The sequence below is a fragment of the Nonomuraea sp. CA-143628 genome, from assembly GCF_050942315.1.
Taxonomy (GTDB): domain Bacteria; phylum Actinomycetota; class Actinomycetes; order Streptosporangiales; family Streptosporangiaceae; genus Nonomuraea.
In genome coordinates, this window is sequence record NZ_CP192072.1 from 6,731,460 (window position 1) to 6,752,765 (window position 21,306).

The window sequence follows — 21,306 nt, forward strand, 5'->3', positions numbered from 1 at the left end:
CCTGGACGAGAACGGTGCCGAGTACGCGTCGCCGGTCGGCCGGTGCGGGGCACCCGATGCTGCTGGTCTCCGGCGTCACCGCGGCCCTGCTCACCGCTCTGGCGATCGTGGGCCCCTGGCTCGCCCCGTACGAGGCCGACGCCACCGACGTGCTCGCCGCGAGCCAGGGACCGACCGCGCACCACTGGCTCGGCACCGACTCCCTGGGCCGGGACATCCTGTCCCGCGCACTGACCGGCGCCCGGCTCAGCTTCGCCGGGCCGGCCATGATCGTGCTGATCAGCGCGGTGCTCGGCACCGCGCTGGCCCTCTTCAGCGCCTGGCACGGCGGATGGGTGGACCGGACCTGCAACCGGCTGCTCAACGTCATGTTCGCCGTGCCCGGCATCCTCGTCGCCGTCCTGTCCTCGGCGGTCTTCGGCGCCGGATTCTGGGCGCCGGTGCTCGCGCTCGGGGTCGTGTACGCCCCGTACATGGCCCGAGTGGTGCGCAGCATGGCCGTCCGGGAGCGGCACCGCGGCTATGTCGAGAGCCTCCAGCTCGCCGGCATGTCGCCGGTGCGGATCGGCGTGCGGCACCTGCTGCCCAACGTGTTCCCCATCCTGCTCGCCCAGGCCACCTACGGATTCGGCACGGCACTGGCCGACTTCGCCGCCGTCTCCTTCCTCGGGCTGGGCATACAGCCACCGCAAGCCGAATGGGGGGTCATGGTCGCCGAGGGGCGTTCGGAACTGCTCGACGGGGCCGTGCAGCAGAGTGCGGTCGCCGGAACCCTGATCGTCGTGACCGTGGTGGCGTTCAACGTCCTTGGCGCGCAACTGGCAGCCCGATACGGAGGTCGTCGATGAACACCCTGCTGGCCGTGCGCGAGCTCCAGGTGCATCTGGCCGATCGCACCCTGGTCGACGGCGCGAGCCTCACCGTCGGCACCGCCGAGTCAGTGGGGCTCGTGGGGGAGTCTGGATCGGGCAAGTCGTTGTCGATCAAAGCGGCCATGCGCTTGCTGCCGCGCGGGCTGAAAGCGTCCGGCGAGATCGTCTTCGACGGCGAGAACGTCCTCTCCATGGCCCGCAAAGAGCTGGCCCGCTACCGCGCGAGCGACGTGGCCCTGATCCACCAGGATCCGCGCGCGCACATCAACCCGAGCCGGACCATCGGCCAGTTCGTCACCGAAGGAGTCGTCGACACCGGACAGATGCCGGCGGCGGAGGCGTGGGACGCGGCCTGCGCCCTGATGCGGGACGTGGGCATCGGCGACGCGGAGCGGCGCATGCACCAGTATCCTCACCAGCTCTCCGGCGGGCTTCTGCAGCGGGTGATGATCGTCGCGGCGCTGTTGCCGGGCCCGCGGCTCATCTTCGCCGACGAACCGACCACGGCACTCGACGTCACCGTCCAGTCGGAGGTGATGGCCATCCTGCTGGAGCAGATCAGGGAACGGGACCGCAGCCTGCTGTTCGTCACCCATGACCTCGACCTCGCGGCGGCCGTCACCGACCGGCTGGCTGTGATGTACGCCGGAACGATCGTCGAGACGGGCCGCTCCGAAGACCTCTGCGCGCGGCCGCTGCACCCCTACACAGCCGGCCTGCTGCGATCCCGCCCGTCGGCCACGCGGGTCCGCCGCCTTCAGGCGATTCCTGGACGGCCGGTCCCCGCCTACGAGGCGGGGCCCGGCTGCCCCTTCTCCGCCAGGTGCGCGTTCGCCGAGGACCGCTGTCAGACCGAACGCCCGCCGCGGCGGGAGCTGGAAGGGCGGGAAGTGGCCTGCCACAGAGCCGAAGAGCTCGCGGGCTCTCTGCGGGAGCGGGTCTCATGAGCGCGCTGCCACGCGACGACGATCGCATGACCAGCCTGGCCGGGGGCGACGACACATCGCTTCTGGAGGTGCGTGGCCTGTCGAAGACCTTCCCCGCTCGCCGGGCGCCCTCGCATGTCGCCCTGCGCGACGTGAGCTTCTCGATCGACCGCGGCACGTGCCTGGCCCTGGTGGGCGAGTCGGGCTCGGGCAAGACCACCGCCGCCCGGATCATCGCGGGCCTGGAGCCGGCCACCTCGGGAACGGTCCTGGTCAACGCGCCGCAGGCGGCACGACCCGTACAGATGGTGTTTCAGGACCCCTATGGCTCCCTCGACCCGCGCCAGACGATCGGCGCGGGACTGCACGAACTGCTGTCGCTGCACGGCCTGCGCCGCCGCGGCGAACGCGGCGAACGTGGCGAACGTGGCGAACGGGTGGCGAGGCTGCTGCACGACGTGGGGCTGGACGAGCAGCATGCCAGGCAGCGGCCGGGCGCGCTGTCCGGCGGGCAGCGCCAGCGTGTGGCCATCGCCCGCGCTCTGGCGCTGGAACCAGCGCTGCTGATCCTCGACGAGGCTGTCTCGGCCCTCGACGTCAGCGTGCAGGCCCAGGTGCTCAACCTTCTGGCCGACATCCGCGAACGCAGCGACATCAGCTACCTGTTCGTCTCCCACGATCTGGCGGTCGTACGGCAGGTGAGCGACACCTGCGTGGTGCTCCAGCACGGTCAGGTGGTGGAGCAGGGGCCGACGGCCGACATTCTCGACCGCCCGACACGGGCTTACACCCGGGCACTCATCGACGCGATCCCGCGACCAGGCTGGCGCCCTCGCCGTCGATCCACCTGACCTGGGCTGGCTCGCGCCGAACCCGGCCCCTGCCCAAGTAGATAATATAACGAAGGTTATGTAACATGACGAATATCAAGGAGGTGTGATGGGCATCGACGTCACGGACACGTCCGAGGTCGTCATCCTGACGGTTCCGCATCCGAACGACCTGCCCAAGGTGGTGGGCAGGTCGTTCACCACGCCGTGGTTCACGATGGACGAGGACCGATCGGCGCAGTTCGAGTTCGCCACGTACCTGGACAGCTACCCTCACTCCTACGGTTCGGAGGGGGACGACGGGTACGGCGAGGGCCTCGTCGAGGGCTTCCACCTACTCGGCATGCTCGACTATCTGCTCAACCACGTGCTGGTCTCGCAAACCCCGTGCACGCCGTGGAACTACGGCCTCGACCACGTGCGCTTCGTGTCCGTGATCCGCCTGTCCGACCGGTTCCGGATCACCGGGACCGTGCGCGAGGTCATCGACCGCGGCGAGCAGGGTCACCTCGTCGTCCTCGACCTCGCGGGAGAGGTCCAAGGCCGCGAGAAGCCCGGCTTCGTGGCCACCCAGCGAGTCCTGTGGACCCCGGCCCCCTGAGAAAGGACGAGGACAGCACCATGTCTGACAACCTCGTAGAAGGACTCGCCGAGCACCACCGCGCGCTGCTCGGTAAGGCGATGCCCGAAGCCCTGGACGCCGCCGCCGAGCGCTGGGGCGATCGGCTCGCCCTGTACGAGATCGAAGGGCTGCGGCGCTCCCGTACCTGGGGCGAGCTGCATGCCGAGGTGAGCGCGCTGCGCTCGGGACTGGAGGCCGCCGGCCTGGAACCCGGCGCCAAGGTCGGCGTGCTCATCCGCAACCGGATCGAGTTCCCCGTCGCCTGGCTCGCCGTCGTCGAGGCGGGCGCAGCCATCGTGCCGCTGAACCCCAAATACACCAACCGCGAGATCGACTTCGTGCTGTCCGACGCCGGGGCGACCTGGCTGATCGGCGAAGGCGACCTCGTGGACGAGCACCTGGCCGATGACAAGGTCGGGCCGGTCGCGGCGGATCGCGTGGTCGGCATCGGCCCGAGCGCCGGTGCCGGGCTGGACTACGAGGGCCTGCTCGCCACGCCGGTCACCGCGCGGCGTCACCGGGCTGAGCCCCTGGAAGTGGTGAACATCCAGTTCACCTCCGGCACCACCGGCCTGCCCAAGGGCTGCCTGCTCACCCACGAGTACTGGCTGGAGCTGGGCATCTACGGGGCGGCCGCCTCCGTGGACCCGCAGCGGATGCTCGCCGACCACCCGTTCTACTACATGCAGAACCAGGCATACCTCATGACGGCCATCACCTGCGGCGCGGCGCTGTACATCACACCCGGGCTGAGCCGCCGCAAGTTCATGGGATGGCTGTACGACCACCAGATCGACTTCGCCTGGATCGACGAGGACATGCTGGAGTTCCCCGCCAGCGAACTCGATCAGAAGCTGGCGCTCAAGCGGGCCCCGGTCGCCGGGCTGCCGCGCGAGGCCTACCGCCCGATCGAGCAACGGTTCGGCATCAAGGCCCGCGAGTGCTACGCCAGCACCGAGATCGGGCCGGGCACGATAGTGCCGTACGACCGCGACGACCTCGCCGGCAACGGATCGATGGGCTTCTGCTCGCCGAGCCGGGAATCGAAGATCATCGACGAGCACCTCAACGATGTGCCGCCGGGCACGCCCGGCGAGCTCTGCTTCCGCGGCAGCGGCATGATGCTCGGCTACCACAACCGCCCCGAGGCCAACGCCGAGCTCTTCCTGCCCGGCGGCTGGTTTCGCACGGGGGACGTGGCCCTTAAAACCGAGGACGGTCAGCACTTCTTCCTCGGCCGGATCCGCGACATGATCCGCCGCAGCGGTGAGAACATCTCCGCCGCCGAGGTCGAGCAGTACCTGTGCGCGATGCCGGAGATCGCCGACGCCGCCGCCGTCCCCGTGCCGGACCCGGACCGGGAGGAGGAGGTCAAGGCCATCGTGGTGCCCGCCGAGGGCGTCACCCTGACGGCTCGGCAGGTCGTCGAGTGGGCCAGGGCCGGGCTGGCCTCCTTCAAGGTGCCCCGGTACGTGGAGTTCCGGGACGAGCTGCCGTACACGCCCAGCGGGAAGATTCACAAAGCCGCGCTGCGCGCCGAGGAGCCGTTGCATGCCGGCGTCACGGACACGAAGGCGTGAGGAACATCAACAAGCGTAGAGGTGCACCCTTATGATGTGACCGACGTTATATAACCATGGTGGAGGAGTGCTGTGCCGATTTACGTTGACCACGACGAGCGGCGTAAGCAGATCTTGGACGCCGCAGAACGAGTCCTCGGCGACGAAGGGCTCGACCAGTTCACGCTGCGCAAGGTCGGCCAGCGCCTCGGCGGATCGGTCACCCTGGTGACCCACTACTTTCCCAGCCGGGGCGCGCTGATGAAGTCCATGCTGGAGCGGACGCTCGACGACGCGCACACCATGCGCGACGAGCTGACCGCGATCCAGGACCAGCACGACCGGCTCGAAGCGGTGCTGCAGTACTTCCTCCCCATCGACGAGCAGGCGCTCGCGCAGGAACGTGCGCGAGTCGCCCTGGTCAGCCACCGGAATGTGGAACCCGCCGTCGACGAGTTCTTCGCGCGGATCGAGCCGAGCATGCGGGACGTCATCAGGAAGGGCATCGAGGAATTCGTCAATCCGGACGACCTCGAGGCCATGGTGGACCTGGTGCGGGTCTGGACGAGCGGCATGGTCCTGTCCGTGATCGAGCACCCGGAGATGTGGACGCCCGAGCGCCAGCTTCAGGCGCTGCGGCACTTCATGCGGGTGATCGAGTTGCCGAGCATCGCCGCTCGGTGACCACGGCCTGAACCCGTACGAAACGGGCCACATTCCGGACTTGGCGCGGAAGCAGACAGCACTTCAAATCGCCGTACCAAGGACGTGAGAAACGGTGACGTGGCCCGAAGGGTCATTCGATGACTCCGTACTGAAACCCCTGTGGTTGGACAACCCGAGCAGGCCGCCCGCCAGGGAGTCGCTCGACCAGCCGGCCGAGGCGGATCTGCTGATCGTCGGCGGCGGCTTCACCGGGTTGTGGACCGCCCTGCGCGCCCTCGAACGCGATCCCACTGCCAAGGTGCTGCTCATCGAGGCGGACCGCATCGCGGATCACGCCTCGGGCCGCAATGGCGGATTCTGCGAGGCCAGCATCACACACGGCGCCGCCAACGGCCGGGCGCGCTGGCCCGACGAATATGCCATCCTGCACGAGCTGGGCATCCGCAATCTCGACGAGATCGCGGCCACGGTCGAGCGCTACGACATCGACTGCGGCCTGGCCCGCGGCGGCGTGCTCACGGTCGCCACCCGCGACCACGAGATCGCCGACCTCGGACCGGGGACACAGGGCTTCCTCGACGCGACGGCGGTCCGGAAACTGGTCGACTCGCCGACCTACCTCGCGGGCCACCACAGCCCGGACGACAGCGTGCTCGTCGACCCCGCCCGCCTCGCCTGGGGCCTCGCCGACGCGGCAGAAAGACTGGGGGCGCGCCTGGCCGAACACACACGGCTCGCCTCGCTCCACGATCGCGGCAGCCACATCGAGGCGGCCACCGACCGCGTGCTCATCAAGGCCAAGAAGGTGGTCATCGCCACCAACGCGTTCCCCAACCCGCTGCGCCGCCTGCGACTGCCCGTGGTACCGGTCTACGACTACGTCCTGGCGACAGAGCCACTGACAGACGAGCAACTGCAAGCTATCAAGTGGGACCCCGCCATCGGAGTCAACGACTCCGGCACCCGCTTCCACTACTACCGCCTCACCCCGGACCGGCGGATCCTGTGGGGCGGCTACGACGCCGTCTACCACTTCGGCCGCTCCATCAGAGCGCAGCACTACGACCGCCGGGAAACCTTCGACAAACTGGCCCGGCACTTCGCCGAGACGTTCCCGCAACTGGCCGGCATCCGCTTCACCCACCGCTGGTCCGGCGTCATCGACACCTCCTCGCGGTTCTGCGCGTTCTTCGGCACCGCCCACCGCGGCCGGACCGCGTATGCCACCGGCTTCACCGGCCTCGGCGTCGGCGCCTCACGCTTCGCCGCCGACGTCATGCTGGACCTGCTCGATGGCCGGCCGACCGAGCGGACCCGGCTGAAGATGGTGCGCAGGAAGCCGCTGCCGTTCCCGCCCGAGCCGCTGGCGTGGATCGGCATCCAGATCACCCAATGGGCCATGCGCAGGCAGGACCGGACCGGCAGGCGCAACGTGTGGCTGCGTGTGCTCGACCGGTTCGGCATGGGATTCGACTCATGAGCGTCCCGGCGATGGCCTCCGCGCGGCTGGTCAGCGCGGACGTGCTCGCGGAGGCGCTGCCGCCGGACGGCGCGTCGGAGTCGCTCGCGACGGCCCACGTGGTGCTCGGGCAGAGCTGGACCTGTGACCTCGGCCTTTGGGAGGCGGGTCCCGGGACCGACGTCGATGTCGAGAGCGAAGAGCTGTTCCTCGTCCTGAGCGGCGCGGGCACCGTCACGTTCGCCGACGGCAGCCGGATCGACCTGAGGCGGGGCGTCCTGGTCCATCTCCGTGCCGGGGACCGCACCACTTGGGAGATCACGGACCGCGTACGCAAGCTGTTCCTGTCCGGCCCTCCGGCCGGCGGCTGATCCAGCGAGTTATTGACACGGCCGTAGTACAACGCTTATTTTACAACGAATTGCAGACGGCCCACGAAGGAAACTCGTGACCACTGACCGCGCCGTTCAAGCCACCCCCATCCGTCACCCGGCGGACGATCTGGACCCCGACTCGATCCCGGCGACGCTCGACGACCTGCTGGCCGATCGCGTCCGCACATTCGGATCCCGGACGCTACTCGACTACTTCGAAGATGAGCGCTCGTACACCTACGCCGAGTTCGCCGCTCTGGTCGACAGAGCGGCCGGCACGCTGGCCGCTGCCGGCGTCGTCTCCGGAGACCGCGTCGCGGTGATGCTGCCCAACATCCCGCTCTTCCCCGCGCTCACGTTCGCGCTCGCCCGCCTCGGCGCCATATGCGTGCCGGTCAACACGCGCTACACGGGCACGGAACTGGACTACGTCGCCGACGACGCCGGCGTCGGCTGGCTGATCATCAGCGATGACCTTCGAACTCGCGTGGCCGACGCTGGGATCTTCAGCCGCCTGCCCAATGATCGTGTGCTGCGGCCTGATATTGACGGTGCCGAGCTCGATTCCGCCGACACGGTGGCGCCGTGTGGCTCGGTCTCCATGGACCACGTCACACACATCCAGTACACCTCGGGCACGACCGGGTTCCCGAAGGGTTGCCTGCTGACGCAGCGGTACTGGCTGACCGCTGCGGCCAGTTACGCCGTGGTCAAGAGGCGGTCCGGGCGCAGCCTGGAGGACACACCGTATTTCTACATGTCAGGGCCGCTGCTGCTGATCAGTACGCTGTGGTCCGGCGGCACCGTGGTCGTGCCGAAGGGCGCCACCTTACGACACTTCCTGGCGCGGATCACCGAACAGCGGATCGACTGGTGCTGGTTTCCACAGCAACTCCTGAAGTTCCCGGAGAGCGACCTGGACCGCGCGCACGGTTTGCGCGTCGCGTCGATCTACCTGGCCGAGCCCGAAGAGGTCGATGCGATCGAGCGGCGCTTCGGCGTGATCGTCCGCGATGGATGGTCCATGACCGAGACCGGCTTCGGCACCTATGTCCCCGAGGACCGGCCGGAGATGATGCGCGCCAGGTCGATCGGCATCCCCATGCCGCTCCGGGAGTTCAAGATCGTCGATGCGGAACTGCGCGAGGTGCCCGACGGCGAGGTCGGCGAGCTCTGCGTGCGGGGCCCGGGCATGTTCCTCGGCTATCACAACCGACCTGAGATCAACAAGGAACTTCTGATCGACGGCGGCTGGTTCCGCACGGGTGACCACGCACGCCGGGACGAGCACGGGTGGCTGTACTACCTGGGGCGGGCCAAGGACATGGTCCGCCGCAGCGGCGAGAACATCTCCTGCGCGGAGGTTGAAGCCGCCATCCGCCAGATGCCGGAGGTGTTGGACTGCGCCGTGATGGCCGTCCCTGATGAATGGCGTGACGAGGAGGTCAAGGCGTATGTCGTTCTGGTCGGCGACGCCACGAGCGAGACCGTCCCGCCGGAGTCCATCGTGTCCTGGGCGCAGGGGAGGCTCGCTCCGTTCAAAGTGCCGCGCTACATCGAGTACCGCGACGAGCTGCCCCGCACACCATCCGACAAGGTCGCCAAGGGAGAACTGAAAGATGAGAAGCCCGATCTGCGAGCCGGCGGCTACGACCGCGTCGACGGCGTCTGGAGGTGAGCGGCGATGACCGAGCGGTTCACGTTCACCGACATCCCGCAGCGAGCCGGTAGTACGTTCGTCAGCCCGTGGATCACCGTCGATCAACGCCGGATGGAGCTGTTCGACGAGTCGACGTTCTACGATCCGGCGGAGTACGGCTGGGACGTCGAGAACTTCCCCGACGACATGCTGGAGGGTTTCCACCTTCTCTCGCTGGTGCCCTACCTCGTCAATCTCGCGGCGAGACTCGACGACCCGAGCGCGTTTTCCTTGAACTACGGACTGGACCGGGTGCGGTTCGTGACGCCCGTATTCGCCGGCGAGAAGCTGCGCGCACGCGGAGTCGTCGAGGAAGTCCGCCCGAAGCACAACGGATACCTGGTCCTCAACAAGATCACCGTGGAGGTCGAAGGACGTGAGCGCCCGGGCTTCACCGCTGATCTATGGGCGCTCGTGTTGCCGCGCGTCCCGGAGAATCTGTCCTCGAGATGACGAGCGCGACCGGGCCCGCCGGAGCGGCCCCGACCGAACCCGACTCGACGGCCGGTCCCGTCCGGCCACGCCGTGCCCTGCCGCGGGTGCGCAGCGTCGCCGGATCGCTGCTCTCACGCGCGGCGACGCTCGTGGCCGCGAGCTTCCTCGTGTTCGCCGCTGTGTCCGCCTCGCCCGGGGACCCGGTCAGCCAGATCGTCGGCACGCGTGCATCGGAGGTGGAGCGTGAAGCCGTCCGGCAACAGCTCGGCCTGGGGCGTCCCTTCCTCGAGCGCTACTGGGACTGGATCACGGACGCGATCAGCGGGGACTTCGGCTCATCGATCATCTACCGCACGGACGTCAGTTCTCTGATCTCCGCACGCATCGGGACCACGCTGATGATCGTGGCCTACGCGACCGTGCTCATCATCGTTCTCGGTCTCACGCTCGGCATCCTCGGCGGTGCCGTACGGCGCCTCCGAGCACCCATGGCCGCAGTGACGGGACTGCTGCTCGGCGTCCCGCAGTTCGTCGCCGCTCAGGTACTGGTCGCGTTCCTCGCGGTGCAATGGAACGTCTTCCCGGTGCAAGGGCGGGGGAGCGGCGTGCTCGACACGATCCATCACCTCACGCTGCCGGCTCTGGCCTTGGCCATCAGCTGGAGCGCCTATGTCGCTCAGATCACGATGGCGGCCGTCAAGGACGAGGCGCGGCGGGATCACGTCGACACGGCTCGAGGGCGGGGGATCCCGCCGGCCCACATCTTCCGCCGGCACGTGCTGCGCAACGCAGCCGCGCCCGTGATCACCGTCTCCGGATTGACCGTGGCCGCGCTGTTCGCCGGCGCCATCGTCGTCGAGACGGCGTTCAACCTTCCCGGCCTCGGGACGCTTCTCGTCAAGGCGGTCTCCGACAAGGACCACAACATCGTGCTGGCAGTAAGCGTGATCTTCGTCGCCGTGTTCATCGTCGTGACCACTGCCATCGACTTCATCCAGGCGGCTCTCGACCCGCGGATCAGGCAGGGAAGGGGCAGAGCATGAATGTGGACGTCGTCGCGCCGACCAAGCCGCGCCGCCGCGCGGGCCGGGTGCCGCTGGGGGCGGGCCTGGCAGGGGGACTGATCATCGTGATCACGATCCTCGGGCCGCTCATCGCGCCGTACGACCCGCACGCGACAGACCTCCTGAACCAGGGTCTGCCTCCGTCCGCGCAGCACCTCCTCAGCACGGACTCGCTCGGACGCGACATCCTGTCCCGCATCCTGCACGGCGCACGGACGAGCCTGCTCGGACCGCTGTGCGTGTCGATCTTCTCCGTCATGCTCGGAACCGTCATCGCCGTCGCTTCCGCGTGGTTCGGGGGCGCGGTCGATGCGCTGTCCAATCGCGCGCTGGACGTGCTCTTCGCGTTTCCCAGCATCTTGATCGCCATTGTCGCCGTCGCCATGTTCGGCGCCGGCACGGTGGCGCCGGTGGTCGCGTTGTCGATCTCCTACGCACCGTATGTCGCTCGCGTGGTCAGGTCGGTCGTGGTTCGCGAGGTCCACCTTCCGTACATCGAAGCGTGCCGGTTGCTGGGCTACTCCGGTCTTCGCATCTGCCTGCGCCACTTGCTTCCCAACGTGCAGGGGATCATCGTCGCGCAGGCCACGATCATCTTCGCCTCTGCGCTGATGGACCTGGCCGCCCTGTCGTTCCTCGGGCTCGGAGCGCAGCCGCCGTCGTCGCATTGGGGTCTCATGGTCCAGGAGGGCAGCGTCGAACTGCTCAACGGCGCACCGCAACAGTCGCTCGCCGCGGGAGCCGCAGTCGTGCTGACGGTCGTGACGTTCAACGTCCTGGGTGAGCGTCTCAACAACCGCTTCTCGGAGGTGCACCGATGACCGGCCCCCCACAACCGTTGCTGCGCCTTGAGCACCTCGCCGTCGATCTGCCGGTGGGAGGCATCCCGCGGCGCGTTCTGCACGATGTGTCGTTGACCATCAGGCCAGGGGAGGCTCTCGGCCTCGTGGGCGAGTCCGGATCCGGCAAGTCGATGACGTCGCGGAGCGTGATGCGCCTGCTGCCATACGGTGCTCACGTCCAGGGCAGGCTCGAGTTCGACGGTGCGGCGATCAACGATATGAGCCCGCGGGACCTGCGACGCTTTCGCGCGAGCGACGTGGCGTTGATCCATCAGGATCCGCGCAGCCACATCAATCCACTCCGCACTATCGGCGACTTCCTGCTGGAAGCGCTTTTGGAACGCGGGACCAGCCGCTTCGAGGCCCGGGCGCGGGTGGTCGACACCCTTCGGCAGGTCGGGGTGGGTGACGCTGAACGCCGGCTCGACCAGCACCCCCACCAACTGTCCGGCGGGCTGCTGCAGCGCGTGATGATCGCCGCCGCACTCGTCGTCGATCCCCGCCTGATCCTGGCCGACGAGCCCACGACCGCCCTCGACGTGACCACGCAACAGGAGGTCATGGCGATCCTGGACGAGGAGCGAAGCAACCGCGGGATGGCGATGGTATTCATCACGCATGACCTTGACCTCGCGATCGCCGTCACCGATCGGGTCGCGGTCATGTACGCAGGGACGATCGTGGAGGAAGCACCCTCCGCGCGGCTCTACGACTCGGCACGGCACCCGTACACCCGAGGGCTTCTGGCCTCGCGCCCGAGGCTCGACCGGACCGAGCGACTGAGTGTCATCCCGGGCAGGCCGATCTCGGCGTACGAGGCAGGCAGCGGTTGCGTGTTCGCCGCTCGATGTCCCCACGTCACCGAGCGAGCACGTCTGGAGCGCCCCACGAGCCGAGTCGTCGACGACCACGCGGTCGCATGTCACCGCGCCGAAGAGCCGTGGCACGCCCAGGACGTGCGGGCGGTCGACGCATGACGAAGCTTCTGGAGGTCAGCGGGCTCCGCAAGGTGTTTCCGGTCCGCCAATCCGACGGCACCGCCGAAGAACTCGTCGCGGTCGATGAGGTGTCGTTCGCCATCGCTCCGGGCGGTTCGATGGCGATCGTCGGCGAGTCGGGCTCCGGGAAGTCCACCGTCGCGCGCATCGTGGCGGGCCTGGAGACTGCGACGCAGGGCAGTATCCGTATCTGCGGCGACGAGCGCCCTGCCGGACGCCAGAGCCGAGGGAAGCGCAAGCACTTCGCTCGACTGGTGCAGATGGTCTTCCAGGACCCGTACTCATCCCTGGATCCGTCCCAGACCGTCAGATCTTCGATCGAAGAGGTGCTCCGCGAGCACTTCGACCTCAGAACCGCACAGCGTCTCGCGCGTGTGACAGAGCTCTTGGAGCAGGTGGGGCTGGACTCTCGCCAGGGTGACGCGCGTCCAAGGGCTCTGTCCGGCGGTCAGCGACAGCGCGTGGCGATCGCCAGGGCGCTTGCGGTTGAGCCGCGGCTGCTGGTTCTGGACGAAGCCGTGTCGGCCCTGGACGTGAGCGTTCAGGCGCAGGTCATCAACGTGCTGGCCGACATTCGTGCCGCCCTCGGCATCGGCTTCCTGTTCATCTCACATGATCTGGCCGTGGTCCGCCAGCTCTGCGACGACTGCATTGTCATGTTCCAGGGACACGTCGTGGACGGCGGTGAGATCGCCACCATCCTGGACGCGCCCCAGGCCGAGTACACACGGGGACTCATCGAGGCGATTCCGCGTCCGGGGTGGCGGCCCGTTCGGCGGGGCGTGGCAGAGACGGCTTAGGGCTCACCGAGGTGAGTGTCCGCTACGTCGCCGGCGCCTCGACGATGACGCCGTCGACCAGCTGCATGAGGCCGTCGACCACGGATTCCTGGCGTTCTGGTGGCCACTCGCCGGGGTACTCGAGAACGGACAGCACGACTCCGCCAGTGAAGACGCGCAGAAGATCGACGAGCCCGTCGACACGGTCCTGCGGCACGAGTGCACCCAGATGCCGACGCAGGTGCTCGCGCATCATGCGATCCCATCTGCGGAACGAAGCGCGGAAGACATCGTCGCCATGGTCGTGCGCGAGTAGTTGGATGCGTGCCCGTTCGGTCGTCACGTCGGCCTCGGACGCCGGGACGAACCAGATCAGCAGTTGTCGTAGACGTTCACGCGGGTCCTGCGAGGCGGCGTCGATGGTTCGGATGTCGTCTTCCCACTGCGCGGTCAGGCGAGCGGTCAAGTCGTCCAGCAGCTCACGTTGTGTGCGGTAGTAGTGAGTCACCACCGTCGTCGAGGACCCGCCCAACCGCTCAGCGATCTTGCGGAAGGACATGCCCTCCGTACCTCCCCGCGCGAGAATCTCCAGCGTGGCATCCATGATCGCTTTGCGGCGCTGTTGATGATCGACGTACCGCGGCATACCTGCCCGTCTCGCTGATGGATTGCGACAAACGGAGATCCTCACACAGCGTAGTGCATCATTCGTTGTAGTACAAGCGTTGTAAAATGAATGGACCTCTTCTAGTGTGAGGCGACGCGGCCACGTGGCCGTCGTGGCATGCGGCCCACTCGGTGCCCACGTGCGCACCGTGAACGAGGAGGTTCTTCAATGAGACCTCGATCCCCATGTCGTATGAGGGTCTGCTTGGCCTTGAGCGCTGCGGCAGCCTTGATCACTGTGGCGGGTTGTGCCGGTTCGACGTCCGGTGGTGCTGGACGAGCCATTGCCTCCGATGTCGAACTCCAGGCCACCTACGGTCAGGCGGCAGGACCGGTCGACACGCTCAATTGGGGGCTGCCCTACGGTGAGCCGCCGACTCTCGACCCGCCCAACGACGCCTACTTCTCGGCGACGTTCACGTTGTCTCAGATGTGCGACTCGCTTCTGCGGTCCGGTGAGGACGGCATTCCCAAGCCCGCGCTGGCCGCGGTCGAGCAGCCCGATGCCACGACCATCAAGGTCAAGCTCAAGAAAGGCGTCACGTTCTGGGACGGTAGCGAGGTGACGGCCGAGGACGTCAAGTTCAGCCTCGACCACACCCGTGACCCGGCGACCGCCATCGGTGTCATCTTCTCGTCGATCAAGTCGGTCACCGCAGATGATCGCCACACCGTCACGATCGACCTTTCGCGGCCTGACAGCTTGGTGGCCAAAGAACTCCAGGGTCTTGGGGGCATGGTGTGGCAGAAGCGTCACGCCGAGAAGGCAGGTGGCAAGTTCGGCACCTCCCAGGGGGGCATCATGTGCTCTGGGCCGTACGAGCTGAAGAAATGGAACTCCGGCACGAGCATCGAGTTGACGGCCAACCCCGACTACTGGGACCCGGAGTTCAAGCCCAACGCCAAGAATGTCTCGTTGAAGTTCTTCTCGGACTCGACGACGCTCGCTTCCGCTCTGCAGGCGGGTGAGATCGATGGCGCTTATGAGATCCCGGCCCAGACGATCCCGAGCCTGTCGAAGTCCGGCGCCGGCAAGCTCCTCTATGGGCCCTCCGACATCTTCGTCACGATGAGCGTGGTCAACGCCGACGGCCCGCTGGGGGACGTGAAGCTTCGCAAGGCGATCTCGAAGACTCTCGATCGTGCCGCCATCTCACGGTCCGTCTTCCACGGCGCGGCGCGCCCGTACTACACGCAGATCAATCCCGGGAACTGGGACCCGGCCGCCGAGAAGGTCTACGCGGCTGCATACGGGCCCTATCGGCAGGAGGGCGAGACGTTCGGTAGCCAGAAGGCGGTCGACGAGGCCAAAAAGCTGGTCGAGTCCAGCGGCGCCGATAACCGCCCCCTCAAGCTCATCACCCAGGCCGGCGACGTCACGATGAGCAGGATCGCCCAACTGGTCCAGCAGCAGGCACGCCAGATCGGCCTCAGCGTTGAGATCGAGCCCTTGCAGGCCATCAAATACACGGAGGCCACCTACGACGCCGCGGCGCGAGGGGACGCCGACCTGATGCTCTCCACGAGCTACAACGGGTTGCGCGAACCGGCCGAGAGCATCCCGTTCACCTTCCTACCGGACGAGCCTTACAACTACACGGGCTTCGACGACCCGGAGGTCACCAAGCTGCTCTCACAGGCTCGTGCCGAAGCGGACGCGACCAAGCGAGCCGAGCTGATGATCAGAGTGCAGTCGATCGTCGAGGAGAACCCGTCTTTTATCCCGATCGTCGAGGTACATGAGATCAGCTTCCTCAACAACCGTCTGAGCGGGATGACGACCAGCTTCAGGTACATGCGGACACCGTCCCTCGCTCGGATCGGAGCGGCCTCGTGACGCCCCTTGTGGCTGCCGAGAATGCGAAGGCGGGTAGCACGGCCTGGCTCCCGCAGCGGCTGCGCTTCACCCCCGGAGGCACGCGTGGCGAGTTCATCGGCGCCTCCGACCAGGTGACGTGGCTCGACTCCGGTCGCAGTCATGCGATCGAAGGCTGGTGCTCCGAGCCCAGCGTGCGCGCCGGTCATCGGCTGGCCGTCTACGTCAGCACCGCTCCCGCCGTCGACTTCACGCTCGACATCTTCCGGATGGGGTACTACGGCGGGCTCGGGGCACGTCACATGGCGGCCTTCGGCCCGCTGCGCGGATCCGAGCAACCTGACCCCACGCCTCGGACAGGCCGCCTGATCGAGTGCGCATGGGAGCCATCGCACGAGTTCACGATCCCGGACGACTGGCCGAGCGGCGTCTACCTCGGCAAGCTCGCCCGGCTCGACAACGGGATCGAGTCCTACGTCATCTTCGTCGTGCGCGACGAGCGCGAGGCGCACCTCATCGCGCAGACCTCGGACTTCACGTGGCAGGCCTACAACCGCTGGCCGTATGCCCACTCTCTCTACTCGAACGGAGATGACGACCTCACCGCCTACTACGGCACCGACGTCGCGGTCAGCTTCGATCGGCCCTACCTCAGCACCACATACTTCAACTCGCCGCTGCCGGGCTCAGGGGAGTTCTTCGTCTTCGAATACCCCTTCATCTTCTGGCTGGAGCGCATGGGCTACGACGTCACGTACTGCTCCAACCTCGACACCCACCGGGGTACGGCCGAATTCTCGCGAGCCACGGGATTCCTGTCGATCGGTCACGACGAGTATGTGACCGTCTCCATGTACGAGAACTTGATGGCGGCCCGGGACTCGGGGGTGAGTCTCGGATTCTTCAACGGGAACAGTTACTGCTTCAACGTCGATCTCCGCGCCGGGACCGACGGAAGGCCCGACCGCGTCTTCTCGCGTGCAGACGCTTTCGGGCCCGACCGTTCTCCAGGGTCGGGGTATGTGCCGCACCCCGACGAGGCGGCGTACGGTGACGTCTACCCGTTCCCGCTTCTCGCTCCCGACGAGGGCCTTTTGATGGGCGCGCGCAATCACTGGCCCGTCGAAGGAGTGGGCGACTGGGTGTGCAGCCTCCCGGATCACTGGATCTTCGACGGAACGGGCATGCGCGAGGGGGAGTCGATCCCGAACCTCGTCGGTCACGAATGGCATGGCAATCCCGCCGACATCCCCGGCCTCGAGGTCGTGTCGCGGGGCAGGACCTGGGAACCGGGCCTCGGCGACGGCGAATACTCGGCCACCGTGTACCCGGGGCCCGACGGCAACATCGTGTTCAACGCCGCCACCTGCTGGTGGGGGAGCGGCTTGTCCCACCCGCCCGGCTTCCAGCGCCCCACCTGGCACGAGATGCCTAGTGGCCTGCCCGACGACCGGGTGCAGCGGATCACCCAGAACGTGCTGGACCGGATGATCGAGAGGTAACGACGTGGCGGACGAACTCTGGGTCTACTGGGACGACCGGGTGCTGCTGAACGACACCGGCATGGCCTTCGGTGAAGTGCCGGTGTCGCCCCTGATCGACGTGCAGGCGAAGCACGTCGAGAACGCCGATCGGGTCGTCAACATGCGATCGGTCCTCCAGCGGGGGCCGATCCGGAATCACCTCGTCTGGCGTGATGGCCGCCTTGCCACCCTCGACGAGATCGCGGCATCGCACCCCCTGGGCTACATCGACTCGGTGCGCGCCTTCATCGACGGTGGGGGCGGGTACATCGAGGAGAACACCGTCCTGTCGGCCAATGCCTGGGAGCCGCTCCTGGCCGCCGCGGGAACGTCGATCGAGGCGACGGACGCCGTCCTCCATGGCGAGACCCGTCGCGCGTACGCTCTGGTGCGCCCGCCCGGGCACCATGCTCAGCCCGAGCAAGCCGAAGGGTACGGCGTCTTCAACCACGCCGCCATCATGGCCGAGCGGGCTCTCGCCACAGGCATGACCCGGGTCGCGATCGTCGACTGGGACGTCCACCACGGCAACGGCACCCAGGAGTTCTTCTACGAGCGGGACGACGTCCTCTACATCTCGTTCCACATGCGCCATGGCACCTGGAGCCCCGTTCACCCGCAGACAGGTTCGCCCGCGGAGATCGGCGTCGGCCCCGGCATGGGATACAACGTCAACATCGAGCTGCCCCTCGGCTCCGGCGACGCCGCGTATACGGCGGCCTGGCACGCGATCGTCGAGCCGATCATGGAACAGTACGGGCCCGAGCTCATCATCGTCTCCTCCGGGCAAGATGCCAGCGCCTACGATCCGAACGGACGTCAGTGCCTCACCATGAAGGGCTTCCATCGGCTCGGCAAGCTCACGCGTGACCTCGCCGACAGGCTCACCGGCGGGCGCTTCGTCGCCGTGCAAGAGGGCGGCTACCACCTGTCCTACGCGGCCTACTGCCTGCACGCGACGTGCGAGGGTTTCCTCGCCCGAGAACCCGAGCTGGATGATCCGATCGGCTATCTCCCAGACGACCCCCGGCACGGCGATGCCGGGATCGCCCTCGTACAGACCTACCTCTCACGCTTCTGGGAGTTTCCTCGATGACCTCTTATGCCGATCAGTTCCTCGCCGCCGCGTACCCGGAACAGGAGCTCGCCTTCTCCATCGGCGAGTACAAGGCACGGCACGCCCGCCTGCGTCAGGCCATGTCCGACGCCGGGTTGGCCCTGCTGTACCTCTCCTCACCTGAGGCGATCTGCTGGCTCACGGGCTACCAGGCGGAGTGGTACCACGGTCAGTCCTCGACTCAATGGCCGGCGTTCTCGGGCGTCGCGGTATACCTCGACGACGATCACTGGCTTCACTTCGAGACGCGAGACGAACTGCTCCTCACGCGCATCACGTCAGTGTCCGAGCACGTTCGCCTCGGCGGCGACACCGATCTGCTCGAATCCGTGATCGGTGGACTCACCGACGAGGGCTGGCTTCGCGCCGGAACTCGAGTCGGGCTCGAGATGGGCAGCTACCGGCCCAATCGCAACCAGAGCCAGGAGTTCCAGGCCGCGATCGAGTCCGCCGGTGGCATCGTCTCGGACGCGACCAAGCTGGTTCGCGCCGCGCGCCGGGTGAAGAGCCCTCAGGAGCTCGCCCACGTGCGGACCGCTCAGCGCATCGCCGACATCGGCATGGCCGCGGCCAGGGCAGCGCTCGCACCTGGGGTGACCGAGCTCGACGTGTATGCCGAGATCGTCTACGCCATGGCGAAAGCCGGAGGTGAGAACCCCGGAATCACCATGCCCGTCGCATCCGGAGCCAAGAGCGCCTGCGTGCACGCTCTCGCCTCGCGCCGCAAGATCATGCCGGGCGACATCGTCAGCGTCGATGTGAGCGGTGTGTACTTCCGGTACCACGCCAACATGGCGCGCACCTTCTCCATCGGCGAGCCGGATCCACTCGTCGCCGAGTACATCGACCGCACGCTCGGCGCTCTCGACGTGGTCCGGGAGCATCTGAAGCCGGGCGCTACAGTCTCGGACGTTCTCAAGCCTCTCGAGGAGTTCTACCGTGAGATCGGCGCCTGGGAGAACCGCTGGTGGGTTGGTGGCTACGAGCTCGGCATCGCATTCCCGCCGGACTGGGTCGGAGAGTTCGTCTACGACGAGGACTCCTCGCCCGATCAGACATTCGTCGAGAACGAGGTCCTCAACTTCGAGGCGAACTTCTACCTGCCCAAGCACGCAGGGCTCACGATGGGCATCAACACCCTCATCGTGACCCCTGACGGCGCTGAATTCCTCCACTCGACCCCGGACGAGTTCTTCATCGTCAACGACTGAGCGACGGGGATCGTAGAACCCGGGCTCCGCCTCCCTGCCATGACAGGGCAGGCGCCGAGGTGCTGCCATGCCACCTTCCTTCCCGTCCCACAGAGGAGATTCGGATCTGTCATGAGCACCGCTCCCGACGCTCCTTCCGCCGGCTCGCCCTGGAGCAGCACGCCGGCGCCGATCGACGCACGCGCCGACGCCACGATGCTGCACCTGCGCGACGGGACGCGGCTGGCCACGGACGTCTACCTGCCCGCCTCCCAGCGGCGTGACCTGCAGACCGTGCTGGTGCGACTGCCGTATGACAAGTGCGGGCGCTACACCTTCATACCGGCAGTCGCCGCCTATCTCAACGCCCACGGTTTCGCGGTCGTCGCCCAGGACGTCCGCGGGAAGTTCCGGTCGGAGGGTGAGCGCTTCCCCTTCGTCAACGAGGCGGCGGACGGCCATCAGAGTATCGACTGGATCGTCGCGCAGCCGTGGAGCGACGGTACGGTCGGCATGCTGGGAGACTCCTACTACGGCTTCACCCAGTGGGCCGCGGTGGCGAGCGGCCACCCCGCATTGCGGGCCATCGTGCCGCGCGTCACCGGCTCGCGGTTCATGGACATGTTCTCGCCCGACGTCGTGCCCAAGCTTCCGCTCTACGAGTGGGTTGTGCACACGTTCACGACGTTCGGCATGCTCGACGGGGACGTCCTGCCGACCGAACCGCTTGCCGGACTCGACTCGCTCCCCGAGTACGCGGCGCATATGGCCGCCTTGCTCCACGACCTCGTTCGCGCTTGCGGCGATGGCACGCTGCTGCGGCGCTCGTTCCCCACTGGCCCGCCCGCCCCGGCCATGAAGCTCCCCGCACTGCACATGGGCGGCTGGTGGGACAACCTCCAGCGAAGCCAGCTCGACGACTGGCGCTGGACCGGCGCGTCGCCGGCCGCGGCGCACCAGTTCCTCCGGATGAACGCGACGGATCACGAAGACTTCGAGCTGCGCGAGGACGGCCTCCCCCACGAGGACCACGAGGTCGACGACGACGCGCTGGCGCGCTACCTGCCCAGGATGCTCGACGAGCCCATCCGGTTCCTCGACCACTACCTCTCGGGCCGTCCGGGCCGGTGGCGGGCTCCCCGGGTGCGGTACCGGGTCGCGAACTCCGGCTGGCAGATCGCGGACCGCTGGCCGACCGGGGACGCCGGCCTGGTGGAGTTGCACCTGACGGAAGGGGACCGCGCGCTCTCCAGCGCCGACGGCGGTGCGCTGTGCGCGGCGACGGAGGGGATGGCCACGTGCGTCTCCTGGACGCACGACCCCCTCGACCCCGTTCCCCACCTGGTCGCCGACGAGTGGAGCCAGCTGTCCGGGCTCCCGGACGAGCAGGTCGTCCATGCGCGCGACGACGTGGCGACTTTCACGGGGGAGGCGCAGGACGCGCCGTTCGACATTGTGGGGCCGGTGGAGGTCGCGTTGCGGGTGGACGCCGATGCGCCGTCCACCCATGTGATCGCCCGGCTGCTCGACGTCTATCCCTCCGGGCGGGCGCGCATGGTGCTGGAGGGGGCGGAGAGCGTGTCCACCATGGCCGGTCCGGCCCGGGTACGCGTGCGCCTCGGCGACACCGCCTACCGGGTTCGCCCGGGGCACCGCCTGCGCCTGGCGATCAGCAGCTCATGTTTCCCGCTCTATCTCGTGCACCCCGGCAACAACGAGGATCCGTGGCACGTGTCGTCGTCTCGACCGGCACAGCAGACCTTGCACCTCGGCGGATCGGACGGCGCGGTCCTCCGCCTGCCGATCAGAGGGAGACTCGGGTAATCGACCAGCCCGACAGCCACCCCCGCACCGCGAGCGTGGGGTGCC

Annotated in this window: 20 protein-coding genes; 19 read left to right on the forward strand and 1 reads right to left on the reverse strand. The window is 67.5% G+C overall.

Annotated features, from left to right (window positions below; genetic code table 11):
• Window positions 1–14: 14 nt before the first annotated feature.
• From ACQP2T_RS30790 to ACQP2T_RS30855, 14 genes are all read left to right on the forward strand, one after another.
• A complete protein-coding gene (locus tag ACQP2T_RS30790) occupies window positions 15–848 on the forward strand; it encodes an ABC transporter permease (protein WP_433519546.1) in 834 nt (277 codons plus the stop codon).
• Window positions 845–1,819, forward strand: a complete 975-nt coding sequence (locus ACQP2T_RS30795) for an ABC transporter ATP-binding protein (protein ID WP_433519547.1) — start codon at window positions 845–847, stop codon at window positions 1,817–1,819. Before ACQP2T_RS30790 ends, ACQP2T_RS30795 begins: the two co-directional genes overlap by 4 nt.
• Window positions 1,816–2,649 (forward strand): ABC transporter ATP-binding protein, encoded by an 834-nt coding sequence (locus ACQP2T_RS30800; protein ID WP_433519548.1) that lies wholly within the window; start codon window positions 1,816–1,818, stop codon window positions 2,647–2,649. Before ACQP2T_RS30795 ends, ACQP2T_RS30800 begins: the two co-directional genes overlap by 4 nt.
• A gap of 88 nt (window positions 2,650–2,737) precedes the next feature.
• The gene (locus tag ACQP2T_RS30805; RefSeq protein WP_433519549.1) at window positions 2,738–3,229 is read left to right on the forward strand and encodes a hypothetical protein; all 492 of its coding nucleotides are present in this window, start codon (window positions 2,738–2,740) and stop codon (window positions 3,227–3,229) included.
• A gap of 20 nt (window positions 3,230–3,249) precedes the next feature.
• The gene (locus tag ACQP2T_RS30810; protein WP_433519550.1) at window positions 3,250–4,830 is read left to right on the forward strand and encodes a class I adenylate-forming enzyme family protein; all 1,581 of its coding nucleotides are present in this window, start codon (window positions 3,250–3,252) and stop codon (window positions 4,828–4,830) included.
• A 72-nt stretch (window positions 4,831–4,902) separates the two neighbouring features.
• A complete protein-coding gene (locus ACQP2T_RS30815) occupies window positions 4,903–5,493 on the forward strand; it encodes a TetR/AcrR family transcriptional regulator (RefSeq protein ID WP_433519551.1) in 591 nt (196 codons plus the stop codon).
• A gap of 94 nt (window positions 5,494–5,587) precedes the next feature.
• Window positions 5,588–6,955 (forward strand): NAD(P)/FAD-dependent oxidoreductase, encoded by a 1,368-nt coding sequence (locus tag ACQP2T_RS30820; protein WP_433519552.1) that lies wholly within the window; start codon window positions 5,588–5,590, stop codon window positions 6,953–6,955.
• On the forward strand, window positions 6,952–7,305 hold the full coding sequence (locus ACQP2T_RS30825; RefSeq protein WP_433519553.1) for a cupin domain-containing protein: 354 nt from the start codon (window positions 6,952–6,954) through the stop codon (window positions 7,303–7,305). The genes ACQP2T_RS30820 and ACQP2T_RS30825 overlap by 4 nt, the downstream gene beginning before the upstream one ends.
• Before the next feature lie 76 nt (window positions 7,306–7,381).
• Window positions 7,382–8,986 carry a class I adenylate-forming enzyme family protein gene (locus ACQP2T_RS30830; RefSeq protein WP_433519554.1) on the forward strand — a complete coding sequence of 535 codons (1,605 nt, stop codon included), beginning with the start codon at window positions 7,382–7,384 and terminating at the stop codon, window positions 8,984–8,986.
• Between the two features lie 6 nt (window positions 8,987–8,992).
• The gene (locus ACQP2T_RS30835) at window positions 8,993–9,460 is read left to right on the forward strand and encodes a hypothetical protein (RefSeq protein ID WP_433519555.1); all 468 of its coding nucleotides are present in this window, start codon (window positions 8,993–8,995) and stop codon (window positions 9,458–9,460) included.
• The gene (locus ACQP2T_RS30840) at window positions 9,457–10,485 is read left to right on the forward strand and encodes an ABC transporter permease (protein ID WP_433519556.1); all 1,029 of its coding nucleotides are present in this window, start codon (window positions 9,457–9,459) and stop codon (window positions 10,483–10,485) included. The genes ACQP2T_RS30835 and ACQP2T_RS30840 overlap by 4 nt, the downstream gene beginning before the upstream one ends.
• Window positions 10,482–11,327, forward strand: coding sequence for an ABC transporter permease (locus ACQP2T_RS30845; protein ID WP_433519557.1), 846 nt, complete (start codon window positions 10,482–10,484; stop codon window positions 11,325–11,327). Before ACQP2T_RS30840 ends, ACQP2T_RS30845 begins: the two co-directional genes overlap by 4 nt.
• Entirely contained in the window at window positions 11,324–12,325 is a 1,002-nt protein-coding gene (locus ACQP2T_RS30850) for an ABC transporter ATP-binding protein (RefSeq protein WP_433519558.1), read from the forward strand. The genes ACQP2T_RS30845 and ACQP2T_RS30850 overlap by 4 nt, the downstream gene beginning before the upstream one ends.
• Window positions 12,289–13,146, forward strand: coding sequence for an ABC transporter ATP-binding protein (locus ACQP2T_RS30855; protein WP_433519559.1), 858 nt, complete (start codon window positions 12,289–12,291; stop codon window positions 13,144–13,146). Before ACQP2T_RS30850 ends, ACQP2T_RS30855 begins: the two co-directional genes overlap by 37 nt.
• 22 nt (window positions 13,147–13,168) lie before the next feature.
• Here the strand turns inward: ACQP2T_RS30855 and ACQP2T_RS30860 are convergent, their stop codons facing one another.
• Window positions 13,169–13,771 (reverse strand): TetR/AcrR family transcriptional regulator, encoded by a 603-nt coding sequence (locus tag ACQP2T_RS30860; RefSeq protein ID WP_433519560.1) that lies wholly within the window; start codon window positions 13,769–13,771, stop codon window positions 13,169–13,171.
• A gap of 231 nt (window positions 13,772–14,002) precedes the next feature.
• Between ACQP2T_RS30860 and ACQP2T_RS30865 the strand changes: the two genes are divergently transcribed.
• The 5 genes from ACQP2T_RS30865 to ACQP2T_RS30885 all read left to right on the forward strand — a co-directional run bounded on the left by ACQP2T_RS30865 (window position 14,003) and on the right by ACQP2T_RS30885 (window position 21,261).
• On the forward strand, window positions 14,003–15,628 hold the full coding sequence (locus tag ACQP2T_RS30865; protein ID WP_433519561.1) for an ABC transporter substrate-binding protein: 1,626 nt from the start codon (window positions 14,003–14,005) through the stop codon (window positions 15,626–15,628).
• Window positions 15,625–17,109, forward strand: a complete 1,485-nt coding sequence (locus ACQP2T_RS30870) for a N,N-dimethylformamidase beta subunit family domain-containing protein (protein WP_433519562.1) — start codon at window positions 15,625–15,627, stop codon at window positions 17,107–17,109. Before ACQP2T_RS30865 ends, ACQP2T_RS30870 begins: the two co-directional genes overlap by 4 nt.
• A 4-nt stretch (window positions 17,110–17,113) precedes the next feature.
• Window positions 17,114–18,226 carry a hypothetical protein gene (locus ACQP2T_RS30875; RefSeq protein ID WP_433519563.1) on the forward strand — a complete coding sequence of 371 codons (1,113 nt, stop codon included), beginning with the start codon at window positions 17,114–17,116 and terminating at the stop codon, window positions 18,224–18,226.
• Window positions 18,223–19,458 carry a M24 family metallopeptidase gene (locus ACQP2T_RS30880; protein ID WP_433519564.1) on the forward strand — a complete coding sequence of 412 codons (1,236 nt, stop codon included), beginning with the start codon at window positions 18,223–18,225 and terminating at the stop codon, window positions 19,456–19,458. Before ACQP2T_RS30875 ends, ACQP2T_RS30880 begins: the two co-directional genes overlap by 4 nt.
• Before the next feature lie 111 nt (window positions 19,459–19,569).
• The gene (locus tag ACQP2T_RS30885) at window positions 19,570–21,261 is read left to right on the forward strand and encodes a CocE/NonD family hydrolase (protein WP_433519565.1); all 1,692 of its coding nucleotides are present in this window, start codon (window positions 19,570–19,572) and stop codon (window positions 21,259–21,261) included.
• Window positions 21,262–21,306: the final 45 nt, after the last annotated feature.